The 18173-nt window shown below is 53.8% G+C and carries 32 protein-coding genes; all 32 read left to right on the forward strand.

Translation table 11 applies throughout. The annotated features are described in order from the left end of the window. Positions 1–76 precede the first annotated feature (76 nt). The 32 genes from L3068_RS10670 (at position 77) to L3068_RS10825 (ending at position 18161) form a co-directional block, all read left to right on the forward strand. Positions 77–328, forward strand: a complete 252-nt coding sequence (locus L3068_RS10670) for a hypothetical protein (protein ID WP_236904849.1) — start codon at positions 77–79, stop codon at positions 326–328. A 44-nt stretch (positions 329–372) separates the two neighbouring features. Next, positions 373–1520, forward strand: a protein-coding gene (locus tag L3068_RS10675; RefSeq protein WP_089518920.1) for an IS3 family transposase whose coding sequence is annotated in 2 segments (ribosomal slippage) — positions 373–610 and positions 610–1520 — 1149 coding nt in all. Because the reading frame shifts where the segments join, the coding sequence is not laid out codon by codon here. Between the two features lie 114 nt (positions 1521–1634). Continuing rightward, on the forward strand, positions 1635–1877 hold the full coding sequence (locus L3068_RS10680) for a DNA polymerase III subunit theta (RefSeq protein WP_013095964.1): 243 nt from the start codon (positions 1635–1637) through the stop codon (positions 1875–1877). Between the two features lie 2 nt (positions 1878–1879). Beyond that, positions 1880–2101 (forward strand): hypothetical protein, encoded by a 222-nt coding sequence (locus L3068_RS10685; RefSeq protein WP_236904850.1) that lies wholly within the window; start codon positions 1880–1882, stop codon positions 2099–2101. 184 nt (positions 2102–2285) lie between these two features. Continuing rightward, positions 2286–2741 carry a YbcN family protein gene (locus tag L3068_RS10690; RefSeq protein WP_236904851.1) on the forward strand — a complete coding sequence of 152 codons (456 nt, stop codon included), beginning with the start codon at positions 2286–2288 and terminating at the stop codon, positions 2739–2741. Further along, entirely contained in the window at positions 2741–2911 is a 171-nt protein-coding gene (locus L3068_RS10695) for a NinE family protein (protein ID WP_236904852.1), read from the forward strand. The genes L3068_RS10690 and L3068_RS10695 overlap by 1 nt, the downstream gene beginning before the upstream one ends. Further along, positions 2904–3194, forward strand: coding sequence for a DUF1364 domain-containing protein (locus L3068_RS10700; protein ID WP_236904853.1), 291 nt, complete (start codon positions 2904–2906; stop codon positions 3192–3194). Before L3068_RS10695 ends, L3068_RS10700 begins: the two co-directional genes overlap by 8 nt. Beyond that, positions 3191–3550: a RusA family crossover junction endodeoxyribonuclease gene (locus tag L3068_RS10705; protein ID WP_016245440.1), complete on the forward strand. Its 360-nt coding sequence runs from the start codon at positions 3191–3193 to the stop codon at positions 3548–3550. The genes L3068_RS10700 and L3068_RS10705 overlap by 4 nt, the downstream gene beginning before the upstream one ends. Further along, positions 3547–3663 carry a PPVAKH motif-containing phage-derived small protein gene (locus L3068_RS10710; protein ID WP_236904854.1) on the forward strand — a complete coding sequence of 39 codons (117 nt, stop codon included), beginning with the start codon at positions 3547–3549 and terminating at the stop codon, positions 3661–3663. Before L3068_RS10705 ends, L3068_RS10710 begins: the two co-directional genes overlap by 4 nt. After that, a complete protein-coding gene (locus L3068_RS10715) occupies positions 3663–4472 on the forward strand; it encodes an antitermination protein Q (RefSeq protein ID WP_236904855.1) in 810 nt (269 codons plus the stop codon). The genes L3068_RS10710 and L3068_RS10715 overlap by 1 nt, the downstream gene beginning before the upstream one ends. 559 nt (positions 4473–5031) lie before the next feature. Beyond that, positions 5032–5256, forward strand: coding sequence for a class II holin family protein (locus L3068_RS10720; RefSeq protein WP_023622516.1), 225 nt, complete (start codon positions 5032–5034; stop codon positions 5254–5256). After that, a complete protein-coding gene (locus L3068_RS10725; RefSeq protein WP_116289240.1) occupies positions 5234–5728 on the forward strand; it encodes a lysozyme in 495 nt (164 codons plus the stop codon). The genes L3068_RS10720 and L3068_RS10725 overlap by 23 nt, the downstream gene beginning before the upstream one ends. Further along, positions 5725–6102, forward strand: coding sequence for a DUF2570 family protein (locus L3068_RS10730; protein ID WP_214602931.1), 378 nt, complete (start codon positions 5725–5727; stop codon positions 6100–6102). The genes L3068_RS10725 and L3068_RS10730 overlap by 4 nt, the downstream gene beginning before the upstream one ends. Then, positions 6086–6283, forward strand: a complete 198-nt coding sequence (gene lysC / locus L3068_RS25415) for an Rz1-like lysis system protein LysC (protein ID WP_420966311.1) — start codon at positions 6086–6088, stop codon at positions 6281–6283. Before L3068_RS10730 ends, lysC begins: the two co-directional genes overlap by 17 nt. 42 nt (positions 6284–6325) lie before the next feature. Continuing rightward, positions 6326–6652, forward strand: coding sequence for a GrlR family regulatory protein (locus tag L3068_RS10740; RefSeq protein WP_045135321.1), 327 nt, complete (start codon positions 6326–6328; stop codon positions 6650–6652). A gap of 100 nt (positions 6653–6752) precedes the next feature. Beyond that, positions 6753–6971 (forward strand): hypothetical protein, encoded by a 219-nt coding sequence (locus L3068_RS10745; RefSeq protein WP_236904856.1) that lies wholly within the window; start codon positions 6753–6755, stop codon positions 6969–6971. Positions 6972–7137: 166 nt separating this feature from the next. Next, positions 7138–7776 (forward strand): putative metallopeptidase, encoded by a 639-nt coding sequence (locus tag L3068_RS10750; RefSeq protein ID WP_236904857.1) that lies wholly within the window; start codon positions 7138–7140, stop codon positions 7774–7776. A 32-nt stretch (positions 7777–7808) separates the two neighbouring features. Continuing rightward, a complete protein-coding gene (locus tag L3068_RS10755; protein ID WP_236904858.1) occupies positions 7809–8276 on the forward strand; it encodes a DUF2280 domain-containing protein in 468 nt (155 codons plus the stop codon). After that, positions 8260–9558: a PBSX family phage terminase large subunit gene (locus tag L3068_RS10760; protein ID WP_236904859.1), complete on the forward strand. Its 1299-nt coding sequence runs from the start codon at positions 8260–8262 to the stop codon at positions 9556–9558. The genes L3068_RS10755 and L3068_RS10760 overlap by 17 nt, the downstream gene beginning before the upstream one ends. Before the next feature lie 12 nt (positions 9559–9570). Then, positions 9571–11040, forward strand: a complete 1470-nt coding sequence (locus L3068_RS10765; protein WP_236904860.1) for a DUF1073 domain-containing protein — start codon at positions 9571–9573, stop codon at positions 11038–11040. Further along, on the forward strand, positions 10967–11962 hold the full coding sequence (locus L3068_RS10770; protein ID WP_236904861.1) for a phage minor head protein: 996 nt from the start codon (positions 10967–10969) through the stop codon (positions 11960–11962). The genes L3068_RS10765 and L3068_RS10770 overlap by 74 nt, the downstream gene beginning before the upstream one ends. Before the next feature lie 65 nt (positions 11963–12027). Further along, on the forward strand, positions 12028–12204 hold the full coding sequence (locus tag L3068_RS10775) for a hypothetical protein (protein WP_236904862.1): 177 nt from the start codon (positions 12028–12030) through the stop codon (positions 12202–12204). A 59-nt stretch (positions 12205–12263) separates the two neighbouring features. Continuing rightward, positions 12264–13652: a DUF2213 domain-containing protein gene (locus tag L3068_RS10780; RefSeq protein WP_117582284.1), complete on the forward strand. Its 1389-nt coding sequence runs from the start codon at positions 12264–12266 to the stop codon at positions 13650–13652. A gap of 3 nt (positions 13653–13655) precedes the next feature. Next, the gene (locus L3068_RS10785) at positions 13656–14096 is read left to right on the forward strand and encodes a hypothetical protein (RefSeq protein ID WP_047647778.1); all 441 of its coding nucleotides are present in this window, start codon (positions 13656–13658) and stop codon (positions 14094–14096) included. Between the two features lie 11 nt (positions 14097–14107). Next, entirely contained in the window at positions 14108–15184 is a 1077-nt protein-coding gene (locus tag L3068_RS10790) for a major capsid protein (protein WP_058674561.1), read from the forward strand. 9 nt (positions 15185–15193) lie between these two features. Then, positions 15194–15595, forward strand: a complete 402-nt coding sequence (locus L3068_RS10795; protein WP_236904863.1) for a hypothetical protein — start codon at positions 15194–15196, stop codon at positions 15593–15595. Positions 15596–15597: 2 nt separating this feature from the next. Next, positions 15598–15978: a DUF7370 family protein gene (locus tag L3068_RS10800; protein WP_236904864.1), complete on the forward strand. Its 381-nt coding sequence runs from the start codon at positions 15598–15600 to the stop codon at positions 15976–15978. Continuing rightward, entirely contained in the window at positions 15978–16151 is a 174-nt protein-coding gene (locus L3068_RS10805) for a hypothetical protein (protein ID WP_236904865.1), read from the forward strand. Before L3068_RS10800 ends, L3068_RS10805 begins: the two co-directional genes overlap by 1 nt. Further along, the gene (locus L3068_RS10810; RefSeq protein WP_023330659.1) at positions 16151–16507 is read left to right on the forward strand and encodes a hypothetical protein; all 357 of its coding nucleotides are present in this window, start codon (positions 16151–16153) and stop codon (positions 16505–16507) included. Before L3068_RS10805 ends, L3068_RS10810 begins: the two co-directional genes overlap by 1 nt. A gap of 2 nt (positions 16508–16509) precedes the next feature. Further along, on the forward strand, positions 16510–16974 hold the full coding sequence (locus L3068_RS10815) for an HK97 gp10 family phage protein (RefSeq protein ID WP_236904866.1): 465 nt from the start codon (positions 16510–16512) through the stop codon (positions 16972–16974). Then, complete coding sequence (locus tag L3068_RS10820) at positions 16971–17354, forward strand: phage tail termination protein (RefSeq protein WP_047746632.1); 384 nt, start codon at positions 16971–16973, stop codon at positions 17352–17354. The genes L3068_RS10815 and L3068_RS10820 overlap by 4 nt, the downstream gene beginning before the upstream one ends. 63 nt (positions 17355–17417) lie before the next feature. Continuing rightward, positions 17418–18161: a phage tail tube protein gene (locus L3068_RS10825; protein WP_213729796.1), complete on the forward strand. Its 744-nt coding sequence runs from the start codon at positions 17418–17420 to the stop codon at positions 18159–18161. Positions 18162–18173 lie beyond the last annotated feature (12 nt).

Here is an 18173-nt window from a genome sequence, read left to right on the forward strand (position 1 = left end):
TTTACCATAGATATAAATCAAGGCCCTTAGGGGCCTTTTATTCTATGATAAACGGACTTTGTTTGAGATTGACGCCATGAAGCCCAAGAAGCTAAATGCTGAGCAGCAATACAAATTAGACCTTGAATTGGTCAAGAAGAAGCCTGCGAACCGGACCGAGGCAAAAGCCCATTTGGCCGCACAGTTACGGATCAGCAAGTACAAGACGCAGACCTCTTCCAAAATCCGCGTAGGCAGTTTTAAGGGGCGGAAGAAGGTGCATTTCAGTAAGGCGGAACAAGCAGCCAGGGCAGCACTAAATAAAGCAAATGAATCGCCACGGGTTTAACAGACACCTCAGAGTCATTTAAGATGGCTTAAAGAGAGGTGCCCATGAGCGGTAAGCGTTATCCCGAAGAGTTTAAAATTGAAGCAGTCAAACAGGTTGTTGATCGCGGTTATTCTGTTGCCAGCGTTGCAACACGTCTCGATATCACCACCCACAGCCTTTACGCCTGGATAAAGAAGTACGGTCCGGATTCTTCCGCTAATAAAGAACAGTCAGATGCTCAGGCCGAGATCCGCCGTCTCCAGAAAGAGCTGAAGCGGGTTACCGACGAACGGGACATATTAAAAAAAGCCGCGGCGTACTTCGCAAAGCTGTCCGACTGAGGTACGCCTTTATCCGTGACAACACCTGTTGCTGGCCTGTTCGCCTGCTCTGTCGGGTGCTGGATGTTCATCCCAGTGGTTTTTACGCCTGGCTTCAGCAGCCGCATTCACAACGCCATCAGGCAGACCTGAGACTGACAGGACAGATTAAACAGTTCTGGCTGGAATCGGGATGCGTCTATGGTTATCGCAAAATCCATCTGGATCTGCGTGACAGCGGGCAACAGTGCGGAGTGAACAGAGTCTGGCGACTGATGAAACGTGTCGGGATAAAGGCTCAGGTCGGATACCGGAGCCCGCGGGCACGTAAAGGCGAGGCCAGTATCGTGTCGCCCAACAGGCTCCAGCGACAGTTCAATCCGGATGCTCCGGATAAGCGTTGGGTAACGGACATAACCTACATCAGGACCCACGAAGGCTGGCTGTATCTTGCCGTGGTTGTTGATCTGTTCTCACGCAAAATTATCGGCTGGTCCATGCAATCCCGGATGACAAAGGACATTGTCCTGAACGCACTGCTGATGGCTGTATGGCGCCGTAATCCCCAAAAACAGGTGCTGGTTCATTCGGATCAGGGCAGTCAGTACACAAGCCATGAGTGGCAGTCGTTCCTGAAATCACACGGCCTGGAGGGCAGCATGAGCCGTCGCGGTAACTGCCATGATAATGCGGTTGCAGAAAGCTTTTTCCAGTTGTTGAAACGCGAACGGATAAAGAAAAAGATCTACGGAACGCGGGAAGAAGCCCGCAGCGATATTTTTGATTACATCGAAATGTTTTATAACAGTAAGCGTCGGCATGGTTCCAGCGATCAGATGTCACCGACAGAATATGAAAACCAGTATTATCAACGGCTAGGAAGTGTCTAGATTATCCGTGGCGATTCAAAATGCCATTAGATTTTCCGAAGGGGAGGTCGAGTCCGTCGATACGGATAGAATCTCAGAAAGTAACAAACGCTGGCGCGGGAGAACTGCTGACTAATGTCTGACTGGAATATTGCTGCAAAGCCGCAGGAAGAGCGCGATAAGGTTAATGTTGACCTGGCTGCCTCCGGAGTGGCGTACAAAGAGCGCCTGAATATGCCGGTTATCGCCGAAGTGGTGATGCGTGAGCAGCCGGAGCATTTGCGTGATTACTTCCTTGAGCGCCTTAAGTTTTATCGTGAGAAGTCGATAACTTTGCCGAAAGGTAGCGATCCGGTTTACCTGAAACAGGATGACTAAAAATGAAAGTTGCATTACTAAAGAACCCAAAAATCGTTATGGACGCAGAGTTCACTGACGGATCGCCGGAAATGTTAGTTTTCCCTAAAGACTCAGTCACGGAAGTCATTTTTGACGGCGCCGCTGATGATGAGTTGTTCGAGTTCATTTTCGATGAGAGATCAGCCAAGGGGTTTTATTTCCATGATTTTGACGGAGAAAAATATACTTTCCTCGGAGAATAATCAGCCTTTGATTTTCTGAAATCAACCAGCCATAATCATGTCATCGGAGCCTGAACAACTCCGGTGACTTCTGCGCATTTAAGGGGACTTAAATGCGACAACAATCTGAACTCCTCACCTTGTCACAGATGCAGAAATGCACCTGCGATTTTCTGTATTCTGCGTTACCTCTCGGAGGTGGCGTATGATTCTCCCAAAAGATGGCATCAAGCTACATCGTGGCAACCTGAATGCTATCACCCAGCACCTCCACCCACTCCTGAACGATGGGCAATGCTTCCGCCTGCAGGTTAAGCCGTGGCGGGAGAAGCGCAGCCTGTCGCAGAACGCGCTCAGCCACATGTGGTACACGGAAATTAGCGAGTACCTCATCGCACGCGGCAAGACCTTTGCTACGCCTGAGTGGGTCAAGGACGCGATGAAGCACACCTATCTCGGCTACGAAAGAAAAGACCGGGTAGACGTAGTTTCCGGCGAGGTCACCACCGTCCAATCCTTACGTCATACGTCAGAGCTGGAAACCGGCGAGATGTACATCTTCCTTTGCAAAGTAGAAGCCTGGGCGATGAATATCGGCTGTCAACTGACCATCCCCCAAAGTTGCGAGTACCAGCAGCTGCGCGATAAGCAGGAGGCCTGATGTCTACTCCACTTTCCCGCGGTATCACAAACGAAATATTCCGCGTTCCGGCACGCCGCAAGCGCAAGCCCGCGGTTAAGCCGTCCGATATCCCGACATTGAAAGGCTACACCGCCAGCCTGGTGGATCAGAAATGGCTGCGTCTCGCGGCACGGAGAGCGCATGGCTAATTTATGCAAAGCGGCATGCGGCCGCGAATGTCAGGTGCGGATCCCCGGCGTATGCAACGGCAATCCTGAAACCTCAGTGCTGGCTCACATTCGTCTTGCTGGTCTCTGCGGGACCGGAATCAAGCCGCCTGACCTGATCGCCACCATCGCATGCAGCAGTTGCCACGACGAGATTGATCGCCGAACCCGTCTGGTCGATGCGGAATATGCAAAGGAGTGCGCGCTGGAAGGCATGGCTCGCACGCAGGTCATCTGGCTTAAAGAGGGGCTCGTGAAAATATGAATATTTTCGATATCACGCCAGTCAGCAAACCCCGCATGACTCAACGGGACCGGTGGGTAAAACGTCCGGCAACAGCGGCATATTGGGCTTTTAAAGCCGAAGTACGCCAGCTCGGGATCTGTCTGCCTGAGTCCGGTTATCACGTCACCTTCATCATTCCCATGCCAAAAAGCTGGAGCCAGAAGAAGCGCGCGCAACTTAACGGTCAGGCTCATCAGCAGAAACCGGATAAAGACAACCTGGAAAAGGCGCTACTCGATGCCATTTTCGACGACGACAGCCGCGTCTGGGATGGCCGGGTTACAAAACTTTGGGGAGAGAAGGGTCAGATCATTATTGGGGAGTGCGCGCCGTGACCAGAGACGAGATAACCAGATACCAGGCCGAAAGCGTTAAGCGCGCCAGCATGCCGGCAGTAGCAAAGCACAGCCAGACCAAAACCAACCAGCCACAGAAGGAAGCCGCGTAATGAACCTCGAATCAATCGCTAAATACTTTGCGCCTAAATCACCGATGTTCAGTGACTCTCCTCGCGCAACCGCATCAGACAGTCTCACCGGCACTGACGTTATGGCGGCGCTTGGTCTTGCCGGCCATAAGTGCGGCTTTGGTTTCGATCTTTACCTCTCGAAAATCGGCATTAGTAGTCCAGATATAGCACTGGAGAGACTCTATGAGCAGGCCCGTAAGTTATCAGGTAAATTCAGAGCACTGTCGGAACTCGATGAATCGGCTCGGTCAGGCGTGCTTAAGGTTCTCTGCGCTTTTGCATACCAGGATTATTCAAGAAGTGCTGCCAGCACTCGAAAATGTGATTGCTGTGATGGTAGCGGATTTACAGAGGCACAAGTTTTTACCAACAAGGTCTCATATCCATGGGGTAAACCGCCGTATTGGTCGAAAATGTCGCGGGCCGTTCGCCCAAGTGACTGGGAGAGTTGGACGCAGGCGCGTGAGATGGTGCGGGTCAAATGCAAGCCGTGTAACGGAAAGGGCGTTATCAGCAATTCGTGTCGCTGCCATGGCAAAGGCAAGGTGCTGGATAAAGCAGAAAGTGATCGCCAGGGCGTTCCGGTGATGAAAGCCTGTGACCGCTGCGGTGGAAGAGGTTACGCCAGACTGAAGTTCTCAACGGTGATTGAGGGAATTAATACTGTTGCGGAGATAAAGAAAACGGCGGCCTATGACCAACTTCAGCCGCTCTTTGAGGAACTTGTCGCCGAATGCCATAAGCAGGAGTCTATGGCTGATGCCATTCTCTCAAAAGTAACGAGATGAAAATAATTTTCCCTAATATTGAAAATATATAGGAAATAGGTATTGCATTTCGCGGAAAAACTGGATAGATTCATCTCTAACGCTGGGAATCCGTTCAGTCGTTCCGAAGCCAAAAAATTCAAGCCCGAGGTTAACGCCTTGGGCTTTTTCGTTTCTACACAGCAGGAAAGAGCATTGGCGTGAAGGGCTCATAACCCAACCCACGCAGCCGCATGGAGTTGGCGCGAAGTGCTCAGTGCTCTGTCCGTTGTGGTGAATGCGCAGGCTGATGCGCTAGAGACGGCACCCCCTTAATGAGGACTGCGCTATCTCTGGAGAAAAGTCTTGGGGCACACGATGCCAGAGAAAGCCGGAGATCAGCACCGGCCACCACAAACCAAACCCACTACCTGGGACCCTTCGGCCAGAGAGCCGACATTGCCTTACCCTCATCTTCCCGGCCTGTCGCCGGGTTTTTATTCAGGCCGCAGACAATCAATTCCAGATGCCCCGTAGCTATCGTGTCTGACGGCCTTTCCCACTACACGAACAGCACCCGCAAACAACGCGAGGTGAGAGCATGTATCGCATGGAAAAAATAACCACTGGTGCTGCCTATGGCGCTTCAGCCGGGAGCATCCTCAACGGCATGCTGAATGCCTACAGCCCCGAGCAGTGGAACGCTATCGGCGTGCTGGTGGGTATCATCATTGCCGTACTGACGTATCTGACAAATCTCTATTTCAAGATTCGCGAAGACAACCGCCGCAGCAGGAGCCGAGATGAACCCAACGTTGAGGAATAAGCTGGTGGGTGCCATTGTTGGCGGATCCGGAGCAATCACCATTGCTGCAGTAATGCTGGGTAATGCGGATGGGCTGGAAGGGCGGCGTTATTACGCCTATCAGGATGTGGTCGGCGTCTGGACCGTTTGCGATGGGCACACTGGTACCGACATTCGCCGCGGTCACCGATACACCGACAAAGAGTGTGACAACCTGCTTAAGGCAGATCTGCGAAAGGTGGCAAACGCCATCGACCCGCTGATCAAGGTTCGCATCCCTGAGCCAACCCGCGCCGCGCTTTACTCCTTCACCTATAACGTTGGCTCTGGTGCTTTTGCCAGCTCGACGCTGCTGAAGAAGCTGAACTCCGGTGATGTTCCGGGTGCGTGCAAAGAACTGCAGCGCTGGACGTATGCCGGTGGTAAGCAGTGGAAGGGGCTGATCACCCGACGCGAGATTGAGCGTGAAGTTTGCGAGTGGGGTCAGAAATGAGCCGATTAACCGCAATCATCTGCGCTGTCGTTATCTGCCTGCTGGTTTCCATGGCCTGGGCCATTAACCACTACCGCGGCAACGCCATCACCTACAAAGACCAGCGCGATAAGGCGACGGTCCGTGCAGACAAATCAGAGGCGATCACCAATAACGTGATCACCACGATGAACATCATCCGTGACATCTCACAGGCTACCCAGAATGCAAAGAACGAACTGGCCAAAAAAGGCGAGACGCGCATTGTCTACATCAGGCAGGCGCTTGAAGGCAATCCGTGCGCTAACCAGCTTGTTCCTTCTGCCGCTGCTGACAGCCTGCGGGAATACGCAGACAGTTTACGTTCCGGCCCCAGTGGTGCCGATAAGCGCTGACCTGACCGCAGACACGCCGATTCCCGGAATGACAGTACCATTCACTTGGCAGGCAAGTCTGGAGTTAAACGCTCAGCTCTATACGGCTCTGGGGCAGTGCAATCTGGATAAGGCAGGAATAAGGAAAATAGAAGTTTCAAGAGAGAAAATCTCCGGAACACTAAATGATGCGCCCCAGTGATATAATTCAGAGGCCATAAGTCACATTAAATTTGGGGTGTTTATGAAAGACGGAATTTATAAGCTCATTTTCAATACCAATGTGAACCGTAACGGTATGCTTAACGGAATTCTGACTGTTAGGGATGGCCGTATCAACGGTGGCGATTATGTTTGCTACTACAAGGGAAAGGTCAACGGTAGTACAGCGGAAGTGAAGTCAGTGCCTCACAATAAGCATGATACCAACGCATTTAATGGACACTCTCCAGTTGATCTTGAGTTGCGCATCGAAGAGCATGGCCCGGCGTACTTGTTTAAAGGCAATGTCGTTGGTGACAGAACCAATGAAATCCATGGCGAGTTGCACTTCCTTTCAGACCTCGCTTAAGTGAATTATAAAGCCGCCTTCGGGCGGTTTTTTGTTGCCATCCCCATGGGGATTCTCATCGTAATGGCAATAACCCCATAAGCGGATAAAGAGGCTCTCCATGTCCGACATCTACCAAATCACCCTAACCACCCAAACAGGCGAAACCTTCACGGGCAAGATGTCACGACGTCAGCCTGAGCTGGTAAACGGCTTTGTGCCGCTGGCGACGGAAACGGGCGAGTGGCTGTATTTCGCTCCTGCCGATGTGAAGCGCGTGCATTTCACGCCGGTACCGGAACAGCAGACCGAACAGCCAGCAGAACAAGTAACGGAGTAACTCATGAGCAAAACAGTAACATTCACCTCAAAAGTATCTCTTCTTCCATACATGAAGCCGGTCCTGATGCTGTCAGCCTTACTTCGCTGGGACTAGCTGACTAACAAGTGTTTCAAAATCGAAACCGTTACCAGCGATACGGTGCAACTTTAATGCGGAGTAACCCATGGTTAACGATGACGAGCGCAGGCCATATCCGCCAGTTAACTTCATCGACTCCGAGAGTTGGCAGCCATACACCCGGCTCATTCCCGCCAATGAAGTGCATGAGTGGATAAACCGCCAAATCCTCAGCGATACCGGCAGCATCCATAACCCTGACCATGAGCACCTGCTTGATGCTGATCTCTGCTTCATGTGGGCGTCTGACTCATTCGCGAAGAAAGGGCGCTACGTTCTCGGTCAGGCCGAACAGGTAATGCTCCGAGCTGGTGGTTGGCAGAAAGCCAGAATGGAACAGCAGATGTATGAATGGTTCGGACGAATCCCGAAGTTCATCATCACCCTGGCAGCCGATTACTGCTCACAATGCAGTGACCTCGAATTCTGCGCACTGGTAGAGCATGAGCTTTACCACATTGCCCAGGCGACCGATGATTTCGGCGCGCCAAAGTTCAACAAAGAGACCGGGCAGCCAGTTCTTACTCTGCGCGGCCACGACGTCGAAGAATTCACTGGTGTCGTACGTCGATACGGTGCCAGCAAAGAAGTACAGGAGCTCGTTGATGCGGCCAATGCGCCAGCAGAAGTGGCTCACATCGATATAGCCAGGTCATGCGGTACATGCATGCTAAAGCTGGCCTAACAATATGACTGATTATGACAGGCAGGTAATCTATGGCGACACTGAAAGGTGAGGTCAAAGCCTTCATCGTTCAGTCTCTTGCCTGCTTCGATACTCCATCCCAGGTGGTAGAGCTGGTCAAAAAAGAATTTGGCCTGAGCATCACTCGGCAGCAGGTCGAATCTCACGACCCGACGAAAGCAAACGGCAGGGGGCTGGCGCAGAAATGGGTTGAGCTCTTTCACGAAACCCGTAAGCGCTTCCAGACCGAATTAAGCGACATCCCAATCGCCAACAAGGCATATCGTCTCCGCGCGCTTGACCGGATGATGACGAAGGCTGAGGGCATGCGAAACATGGCTCTGGCTGCTTCTCTGATGGAGCAGGCCGCCAAAGAGGTTGGCGACGCGTACAGCAACAAACAGAAGGTCGAGCACACCAGCCCGGACGGCAGCATGTCACCGAGACCGACGACAATTCGCCTGGTAGGAGTTGACTCAGACAATGGAAAGCCAAGTTGACCTCCAGATACCGGCCAAGTTAGTACCCGTATTCGCGACAGAAGGCATCCGCTATCGTGGTGCTCACGGTGGGCGCGGTTCCGCAAAGACTCGCACGTTTGCACTAATGACTGCCGTAAAGGCTTACCAGGCGGCAGAGGCCAATATCAGCGGAGTAATCCTTTGCGCCCGCGAATATATGAACTCGCTGGAAGAATCCTCCATGGAGGAGGTGAAGCAGGCTATTCGCTCTGTACCGTGGCTTGATGAATACTTCGACATTGGCGAGAAATACATCCGAACAAAGAACCGCAGAGTCAGCTACGTATTCTGTGGTCTTCGCCATAATCTGGACAGCATCAAATCCAAAGCACGAATTCTTGTGGCCTGGGTTGATGAGGCCGAGTCGGTATCCTCTACTGCATGGAAAAAACTTCGCCCGACAGTTCGAGAGGAAGGCTCAGAGATTTGGGTCACTTGGAACCCGGAGAAGGACGGCAGCGCCACCGATAAGCTCTTCAGAAAGAACCCGCCAAAAAGCTCGATGATTGTCGAGATGAACTATGTTGACAATCCATGGTTCCCTACAGTGCTCGAGGAGGAGAGGCAGGAAGACCTGGCAAACCTCGATTACGCAGACTATGCGTGGATCTGGGAAGGCGCTTATCTCGAAAACTCCGACAAGCAGGTGCTGGCAAACAAATACGTCGTGCAGAGCTTCGAAGACGATCTCTGGCAGAAATCAGAGCGCTTGTTGTTCGGCGCCGACTTCGGATTCGCGAAGGACCCCAGCACGCTCATTCGCATGTTCATCCTGGATAACAACCTCTACATCGAATACGAGGCTTACGGGAACGGCGTTGAGCTCGACGACATGTGGAAGTTCTACGCCGGGAAAACAGATGCCACGCCTAAACAGCTTGAAGACTGGAAGGTTACCGATGAGGCCAAATTCCCAGGTATCCCTGAAGCGCGCAAATGGCCTATCAAAGCCGACAACTCTCGCCCTGAGACTATCAGCCACATCAAAGGGCAGGGGTTCAATATCTCCGCCGCTCAGAAGTGGCAGGGTAGCGTAGAGGACGGCATCACCTGCCTACGTGGGTTTAAGAAGATCATAATCCATCCTCGCTGCAAAGAAACAGCTAAAGAGGCACGGCTTTACTCGTACAAAACAGACCGTATCACTGGCGAAGTCTTGCCGGTTATTGAAGACAAAAATAACCACTGCTGGGATGGCGTCCGGTACGGTCTCGACGGGTACATCAAGCACAAAGCGCAAGTCGGCGCAGTATTCTTCTAAGGAGCATCGCCAGTGAGCGAACAAGATAACGGCCTTCAGATGGCTGTGAACAACCTCGCCACTGAAATGAGGCGAGCGAATTACCTGAACGCCATCGGCATCGGTGGCGGGAACACGAAGCGCCCTACTCTTTACCAGGAATTTGGCTACCCGCGCACGATCACCTTCAACGACTTCTATAACATGTACCGCCGCAACGCCGCTGGCTTCGCTGTGGTGCATCGGCTGCTGGAAGGTTGCTGGCAGGACTATCCGGTCATAGTTGACGGTGATGAAGCGCAGGAGGCGAAGAAAACAAACTCCTGGGAAAAGAACGTCACCAAGTTCATGAAGAAATGGTGGCCAAAGGTGAAGGATGCCGACCGCCGCAATATGGTCGGGCGTTACTCCGCACTGCTGCTGCAGGTCAAAGACAATCGGAGCTGGGATCAGGAAGTCGACACTGCTTTAGTAAAACGACTCGGCGAGTCAGCGCTGGTAAAACTTATCCCTGTGTGGGAGCCGCAGTTAACCGTCGCTGAATGGGATAACGACCGTCAGTCAGAAACGTTCGGTCAGCCGAAGATGTTCAACTTCAACGAGCAGCCGGTCGGTGATGAGCCTTTTGTCGGTCCGATGCGCGGAGAACCGGTACACCCGAGCCGCGTTATCTTGTTCTGCGAAGGCTCTGAAGACGACAACCTGCTGTCCGGTATCCCGTTGCTGGAGGCCGGTTTCAACAAAGGCCTGGATATCGAGAAGATTTCTGGCGGTGGTGCCGAGGGCTTCCTGAAGAACGCCAGCCGTCAGATCGCCGTCGAATTCAGCAAAGAAACCGACATGAACACGCTGGCAGACCAGGCTAAGAAGGCTGGCTATGCAGATCTCGGCGAAGCGATGGGCGACAAGGTCAACAAGCTTAACCGTGGCACCGATGCTGCCGCCGTGATGCAGGCCGGGCAGATGCGCGTTCTGAGTGTTACGCCGGGCGACCCGGGCCCGACCTGGGAAGTCACTGCTAACGAACTGGCAGCCTCCGTGCAAATCCCGTTCACCATCCTGTTCGGTCAGCAGACCGGTCGGCTGGCGAGCGATGAGGATAAAACGGACTGGGCTATCCGACGAAACACGCGCCGAAATGGCTTCCTGACAGATCGCATTACCGCGCTACTGGAACGCTTCTGGACTTTGGGGATTATCGACCCGCCGACCAAAGGCGAGGTCACCATCTCATGGAGCGACCTGCTGGCGCCAGGCGAGAAAGAGAAGATCGAGAACGCTTCGAAACTTGCCGACATTGTGCAGAAAACCACTGGCTTCTATGGCGGCGAGGCGCCGATTACAGCCAATGAGCTGCGAGAAGTTGTTGGGCTTGACCCGCTGCCGGAGCCAAAAGAACCACCAAAACCGGACGAGAAGGTGACTACCGATGATCCACTGGCCGATGACACCAGAACAGACGGCAAAGGTGGGGCTGCCGATAGTTCCGCGCAGCAAGGTTGACCCGACCCGATCGGCAAAGCAGGTAACCGCGATGTTCCGGGATATCGAGGAACGGTATCTCGGCATCAAGCGCGCGCTGAAAGCTCTGTTCGACCAGCGCCTGACAGGGCGAGAGCGCGAGGTAAACAGCCATAACTGGAACTTCCTCTGCCACGACAACGGCGAGGATATTCGGCTCTACCAGGTCAACGCAGGCAAGTTCATCTACGACATGTCGGCGCAGGAGCTGGCTGACCTGCTGGAAGTGGTGCAGTCGATTCTGGATGATTACCTGCTGGATGGTGGCGAGAAAAACCTGTGGGCCATGGATTTCGTCGTCGCAGAAGCTCAGCGCGGCACGCTGGAGGCATTCAATAACCTCTCGCAGCAGTCGCAGGTGTACGCCAGTCAGACGACGCTACAGCAGATTTTAAGCAGTCCGGGTTATCTGAACCAGATAGCGGCTGCCAGGCTGACAACGTTCAGTGACTGGAAGGTCATCAGCGACACCGCCCGTGGCGATTTAACAAACATCATCACTGACGCGGTTGCGCGCGGCGTGAATCCTCGCGAAACGGCCAGCGTCATCAGCAAGCGCCTCGATGTGTCGATGTCGAAGGCAAAGACCATCGCTCAGACTGAGCAGGTAGGCGCGCTGCGGCAGGCGCAATGGAATGAAACGGACTGGGCTGCTGATAGGATTGGGCTGAATACCGGGCTGCTGTGGCTGTCAGCGCTCAAGCCGACGACGCGCACCTGGCACGCCAGCCGTCATGGTAAGGTCTACACCACCGAAGAGGTGCGGGACTTCTACGCCGAGAACGGCAACCGGTACAACTGCTACTGCAGCCAGATTCCGGTGCTGCTCAACGACGACGGCAGCATCTTCAACGAGGGGCTGGCTGATAAGCTTGCAAAAGAGAGAAAAGACTGGGGTAAATAATCAATAAAGTTCATGTTATTTTTGCCGTTATTAATTAACGACTCCTTAATCAAATGGAAAATGACATGCAATCAAAATTTAAAGATATTCGCTTTGATAGAGTGCAGCCAGTCACTAAAGCTAAGTACCGAGCGCACATAGCTTTTCTGACGATTAACGGTGACACAGAATCAGCATTAATTGCTGAATTAAAGAAACGATACCCCAAAGAAGGGATTGAACTAGTAAGCTTTAAAAAATAATAACAAGGTCGCCACGGCGGCCTTTTTTATTGCCTGAAATCCACCAATGAGGACCCAGCATGAAACGCAACCGCGTTAACGTGCTGACCGTCGTCAACTCCGCTTCAAACATCACCACTGAAACCATCGACGGCAAGCCACATATCGTGGTTCGCGGCATCACGCCAGTCGTGGACGATATCGTGATGAACCGGAAGTTGTACCCGGCAGCAGAAATCGAAAAGGCCTACAACACGCTCGAGCGTAACCCGATGCCGCTGGGCCACCCGAAAGTGGACGGCAAGCATGTTTCTGCGCGCGATGTCCGGGCGGTGAATGAGTACCACGTCGGGGCCTGGCTGCAGAACGTCAGCCACGAAGGTGGGAAGGTGACTGGCGACATGTACGTTAACCGCCAGTACGCCGAATCCAGCGAGAAGGGCAAGCGCCTGATTAACCGCCTGGACGAGATGCTGGCCGGCACCAATTCCGATCCGATCCACATCTCCACCGGCCTGCTGTATTCCGGTATCGCCGCCAACGGCGAGTCGAAGGGAAAAAAGTACAACGAAATCGCCACCAACATGATGTTTGACCATGTGGCGGTACTGCTTGATGAGCCTGGAGCCGGAACGCCGGAAGAGGGCGTGGGCATCTTCGTTAACTCAGAAGGTGATGAGCAACAGATTGAGGTTGCCCGCCTGGCCGATGGTATCGACTGCACCCGCGACGGTCTGATCAACAAGACCAAATTCTTCTTCACCAATGCCTCTAACTTCTCCTTCGACGACATCTCCCGCGCTATCAGCGACAAGCTGCGCGAGGGTGACACCGAAGATAAGTGGCTTTGGCCTGAAACGGTGTGGCCGGACAACTTCATCTACCGCAATGACACCAAATACCTGAAGCAGAAGTACCTCATCGATGACGACGGCAAAGCCGTGTTCGTCGGCGAACCTGTAGAAGTCGTGCGCAAACCCATTGAGTACGAGATTAAAACCAACGGAGAGAACGATCCGATGAAAGAACTGATTATCAATGCGCTGCAAGCCGCTGGTAAGCCGACTGAAGGCAAGTCCGACGCCGAGCTGATGGATGCATACAACCAGATGAAGGCCGAAGAAGCCACCGCCAAGAAAAAAGGCGATGAAGAAATCGACCCGGAAACCGGCAAGCCCAAGAAGAAAGAGCAGGCCATCAATAACGAAGAGATGCCAGCGTGGGCGCAGAAGCTTGCCGATCGCGTGGACACCGTCGTTAACAGCCTGAACGCGAACGCCGACAAAGAGAAAGGCGAAAAGCGCGCGGCTGTGAAGCTGGCGATGAACATGAGCGATGAAGAAGTCGCAGATCTGGACGGCAAAGCGCTTGATGCTATGTACGCCAAGTGCCAGACCTCTTTCGGCCTGAACGGTGCATTCCGCCACCAGGCAACCAACACCCAATCAGTCAGCGAAATGCCGGAGTAAAAAATGGCTAAAGACGGAAAACACGTAATTCACGCGGGCGGTATCTTCGCAAACCCACAGCTTCACCGTGAAGGTGCTGCAGCCGCTGATACCCCTCCCGGGACGATTGGTTTCTTCGACAATACCACGAAGAAATTCACCGCCTCCGTGGATGGTAATGAAGCCGCGATCCTCTACGTAGCCAACTATGACTACCTGCGTTGCAAAACCGTAGACGACGTCATCAAGGCTGGCGACTGGGTTGTTGCTTTTCACCCAACCCCAGGCGTTTTCTTCAACGTTCCAGCTGCAGCAGGCACTTACACAAAGGGGCAGCCGCTCTCTGTGGCCAACGGTCGAGTTAAAGCTGTCGGTACTGATGAATCAGTCCGCTGCTACGTAGAAGAAGACCGCTCATACACCATTGCAACGGCAGGTGACCTCCTGCGCGTGGTCATTAAATAAGGAGCACCTGAATGTTTGTATTCTCCACTAAGCAGGCTACTGAAACCGGGAACCTCGAGGTTAACTCCTCTCAATTCAAAAAACTCTCCGCCGCGCGCAATGCCAGCGCTCAGGCTGCCGCTGATTTCATTGCACGCACTAAATGGCGGGGCGATGCAGAAGATACACCAGAGCTCAACGCCGTCAACGCAGTCGACGATATCCGTCGTCTTTACAAGGCCTATGACCAGACCGTGTTGAAGCAATTCGAACCGAACACCGAATTCACGCTGCTGAACGACCTGATGCCTCTGTCTCGTTCTGTTCGTCTTGAAGAGTCTGTGTACGAATACGCTCGCACCGGCGGCCGTGGCTGGGCGCACACCTCAATGTCCGGTCAGATTGGTGCTGCGCTGGATGCGAAGTCTTACACCTTCGATGGCACCATGGTGCCGATCCACGACAGCGGCTTTAAGTTCAACTGGCGTGACCCGGTATTCAACAAAGGCTCCGCGCTCTCATCCCTGGCGGATGCTCAGGCCGGATCTGTTGATGATGTGCGTCGCCAGTATGTGGACTACATCTGGGAAGGATTCCGTGATGCGGCTGGTAACTACATCAAATTCGATGACAAGACATGGAAGGGTTTACGTCACGATGAGCGCGTGGCGCAGGTGACACTGACCGTTAACTTTGCAACCAGCACAGACCCGAAAGCCATGCGTGCCGCGGCAATCGCCCTGCGTGATGTCCTCAAGCTGCAAAACATGCAGTACGGCCAGCAAACGTGGTACGTCTCCAGCGAAATCATGTCCAACTGGGAACAGTATTTCGATGTGAACTCGCTCCGCACTGTGTTGGAAGAGATCTCCAAACTGTCAGGCATCGCGGCAATCAAAGAAGATGCTGAGCTGACCGGAAACGAAATCGTAATCGTACCGCTGCAGGCTGGCGTGATTGCTCCTATCGTCGGTCAGGCGTTCGGCACCGTCGCCGATCCGCGTCAGTTCTACAACTCAGATTACGTTTGGCGTACCTGGGGAGCTGCTGGCCTGATGGTCAAGCAGGACATCAACGGCCACTACTCTGTTATTCACGCTTCGAGCTAAGGAAACAACATGGCACTCGTAAAGGTATTGGTAGCAAACCTCTTTGCCGGTGCCAGCCTTCAAAAGCTGGAGGCTGGACAGGTTTATGACGTCGATGACTCGATCGCTGAAAAGTGGATCGAGCAGGGTAAGGCGGAAAAATCAACTGATAAGAAGGGGGAGAAGCTCGTCTTTGAAGTGGCGACATCATCTGCGCCTGTGGCATCCGGTGCATCTGATTTGCAGTCAAAACTCAATGATGCCCTTGAGCAGCTGAAGCAGGCGCAGTCAGACGCTGATGCAAAAGACAAAGAGCATGCTGATGCCCTTGAGCAGCTGAAGCAGGCGCATGCGGCTGAGCTGGAATCGGCGAACAAACGCGCTGAAGAGGCAGAAGCCGCACTGGCGGAAGCAACCAAGAAGGCGAAATAACCATGGCTGACCCAATCACAGCGGCAGACGTGCAGGCGTTCCTCGGTGAATTGGGTTACACCATTCCCATGGCGTTGCTGGATCCGATTCTCTGCGCGGTAAACAAGATTATCCCGTGCCTCGATGGCGCTGGATACGATGACTGCACCGCGAAGCTGATCCTGATGTACGCCGCCGCGCTTATGGCTACGTCGTCAGGCGCGCGCCGCATCAAATCACAGGGTGCGCCGTCTGGCGCGTCCCGCTCGTTTGAATATGGCGACGACAGCATTACCTGGTTGCGCGATTCGCTGGCCAGGCTCGATACCAGCGGCTGCACCGGAGAGTTGCCGATCAGCGCTGGTAATAGTGTCGGCTTGTTCATGGTGGTTGGGGGCTGCTGATGACGTACAAATCAGTTAAGCACGGGCTACCGCGCTCATTCACCCGCGTCTGGGTGATGACCGACACCGGGCGGGAGACTACCGGCTACGTGAAATCGGACGGCGAGTGGTTCATCAACTGTGAGCGTATCCGGGCGACTGGCGCGAAGGTGCTGCGCTGGAAGGAGGGCTGATGTCGTCTACTGCTTCATGGTCATACAACAAGCCATGCACGATATGGCGTAAGGGTGCTGGCGGTAATGACGAGTGGGGCGATCCTGTCGACCCATACGAACCGCCTGAAACCATCATGTGCGACTACATCGGCGGCCTGTCTGCAAAGCTAGGCTCCATCGGTAAAGAGGTTGTAGTAAAAAACACCTTCTTCACGGCTTACGCTCTGGCAGATGAGGGCGATTACATCCTGATTGGTGTGAGCACTGAACCAGACCCGGTCGTGGCCGGTGCCGATGAGGTGCGTCACGTGACGCGCTGGAACGATACTCTCGACGGTCTCGAAGATGACTGGGCGATAATTACAGGAGTGTAGCCATGGGCATCAAAGTGAAGGGCATCAGCCAGGCGAAGGAGCACCTGAACGATGTCATCAACGACGTTAAGGGCCGCAAGGTAATTCGCGCGTTGCAGTCAGCGATGATGCTTATCGGTACCCGGGCGGCCTATTACACCCCGATCGACAGCTCAACGCTTATTAATAGCCAGTTCCGCGAAATCGACGCTGGCGGGGTTCTCATCACCGGGCGAGTCGGTTACTCAGCCAACTATGCTGCGTATGTGCACGAAGCGTCAGGAAAGCTGAAAGGCCAGCCGCGCGCGCACTTCGGCGTGACCAGCAACCGGTCTGAGTTCGGCCCGCAGAAACCGAAAGAGTTCGGCGGCGGGACCGGAAAGGGCAACTACTGGGACCCTCACGGCGAACCGCAATTCCTGGTTAAAGGCGCGAATGACGAGCGCGATAACGTTGACGCGGTGATGCGCAAGGAGCTTTCGTTATGACGCCAATGATGCACGAGCGGGTGCGCAATATGTTCGTCGACGCCGGGCTAACGACCGGATTCACGGTGCAGCAGTTGATGTACGACGACCCAAAGGACTTGGCTAAAGCCATAATTGTCTTCAGGCCAAACGGCGGGTCAAATATCCGCACCGATCTCGGTTCTGAGTATCACGTCCTGGTCGACGTCGTCGGTGCGAAGGACAAGCGCAAAGACGCGCTCAATGCCGTGCAGCGCATCGTCGATTACGTCCAGGCCAACCCCATGGCTGATGAGTGCGTCGGCTACATCCAGAACATGGGCGCAATTCCCGCGCCGGTGCTTACAGAAGAAGGGCGAATAGTCTTCCGACTCCAGTTCGCCTGCACTTACGGCGAATAGCCATTCCCAACCAAATAACCCGCTCCGGCGGGTTTTCTTTTATACGTCAAAGAGGAGTTTCACATGGCTAATTGCCAGAACTCGAACGAGCGCCTGTTCGGCGGTGCGGTCGTGCTGGAAGTCGCCGATGGCTGCCCGGACGTCAAGCCACTCGAAGGTGAGTGGATGGCGCTGGCCGCTGGTACGTCGAAGGGCTTCGACTTCAACCCTAACTCGGTTACCTCTGATGCGGATGACGGCGGCGGCTATGTCGAGACCATCATCACCAACAGTGACTTCACCCTGAGCTTTGAAGGTGAGGTGCGCAAGAAGGACAAGCTGGATCAGTACGGTGTCGGCAAATTCATCAAGTATTTCGCTGACGAGCTGAAGGCCAAGCGCCAGCCTGGTATGTGGGTTCGAATGGATTACGGTCCGGTCGAATTCGTCGGCTACATGAACATCACGGCGCTGAGCTCTGACGGCGGCACCAATGACATCGTCACGTTCTCCACCGAGTTCAAAGTCGGCGATGCAACCACCATCGAAGTGAACGAACTGACTGCGGTTGCGGTGACTGGCGTAACTGTAACCCCGGCAACCAGCACCGGCGCGGCTGGCGGTACCAGCACATTCACGGTGAATATCGCACCAACCGGCGCAACCAATAAAGACTTCACCGTTGCATCAACCGATCCAACCAAAGCCACTGCTACAGCATCCGGCACCACCGTCACGGTGAATCGCGTTGCCACCGGCAGCGCGCAGATCATCATCAACACCGAAGACGGCAACTTTGTGGCCGTGCATACGGTTACCGTTACCTAACGGACATTCCAA

This window comes from Enterobacter cloacae complex sp. ECL414, from assembly GCF_021869685.1.
GTDB classification, from domain to species: Bacteria; Pseudomonadota; Gammaproteobacteria; order Enterobacterales; family Enterobacteriaceae; genus Enterobacter; species Enterobacter kobei.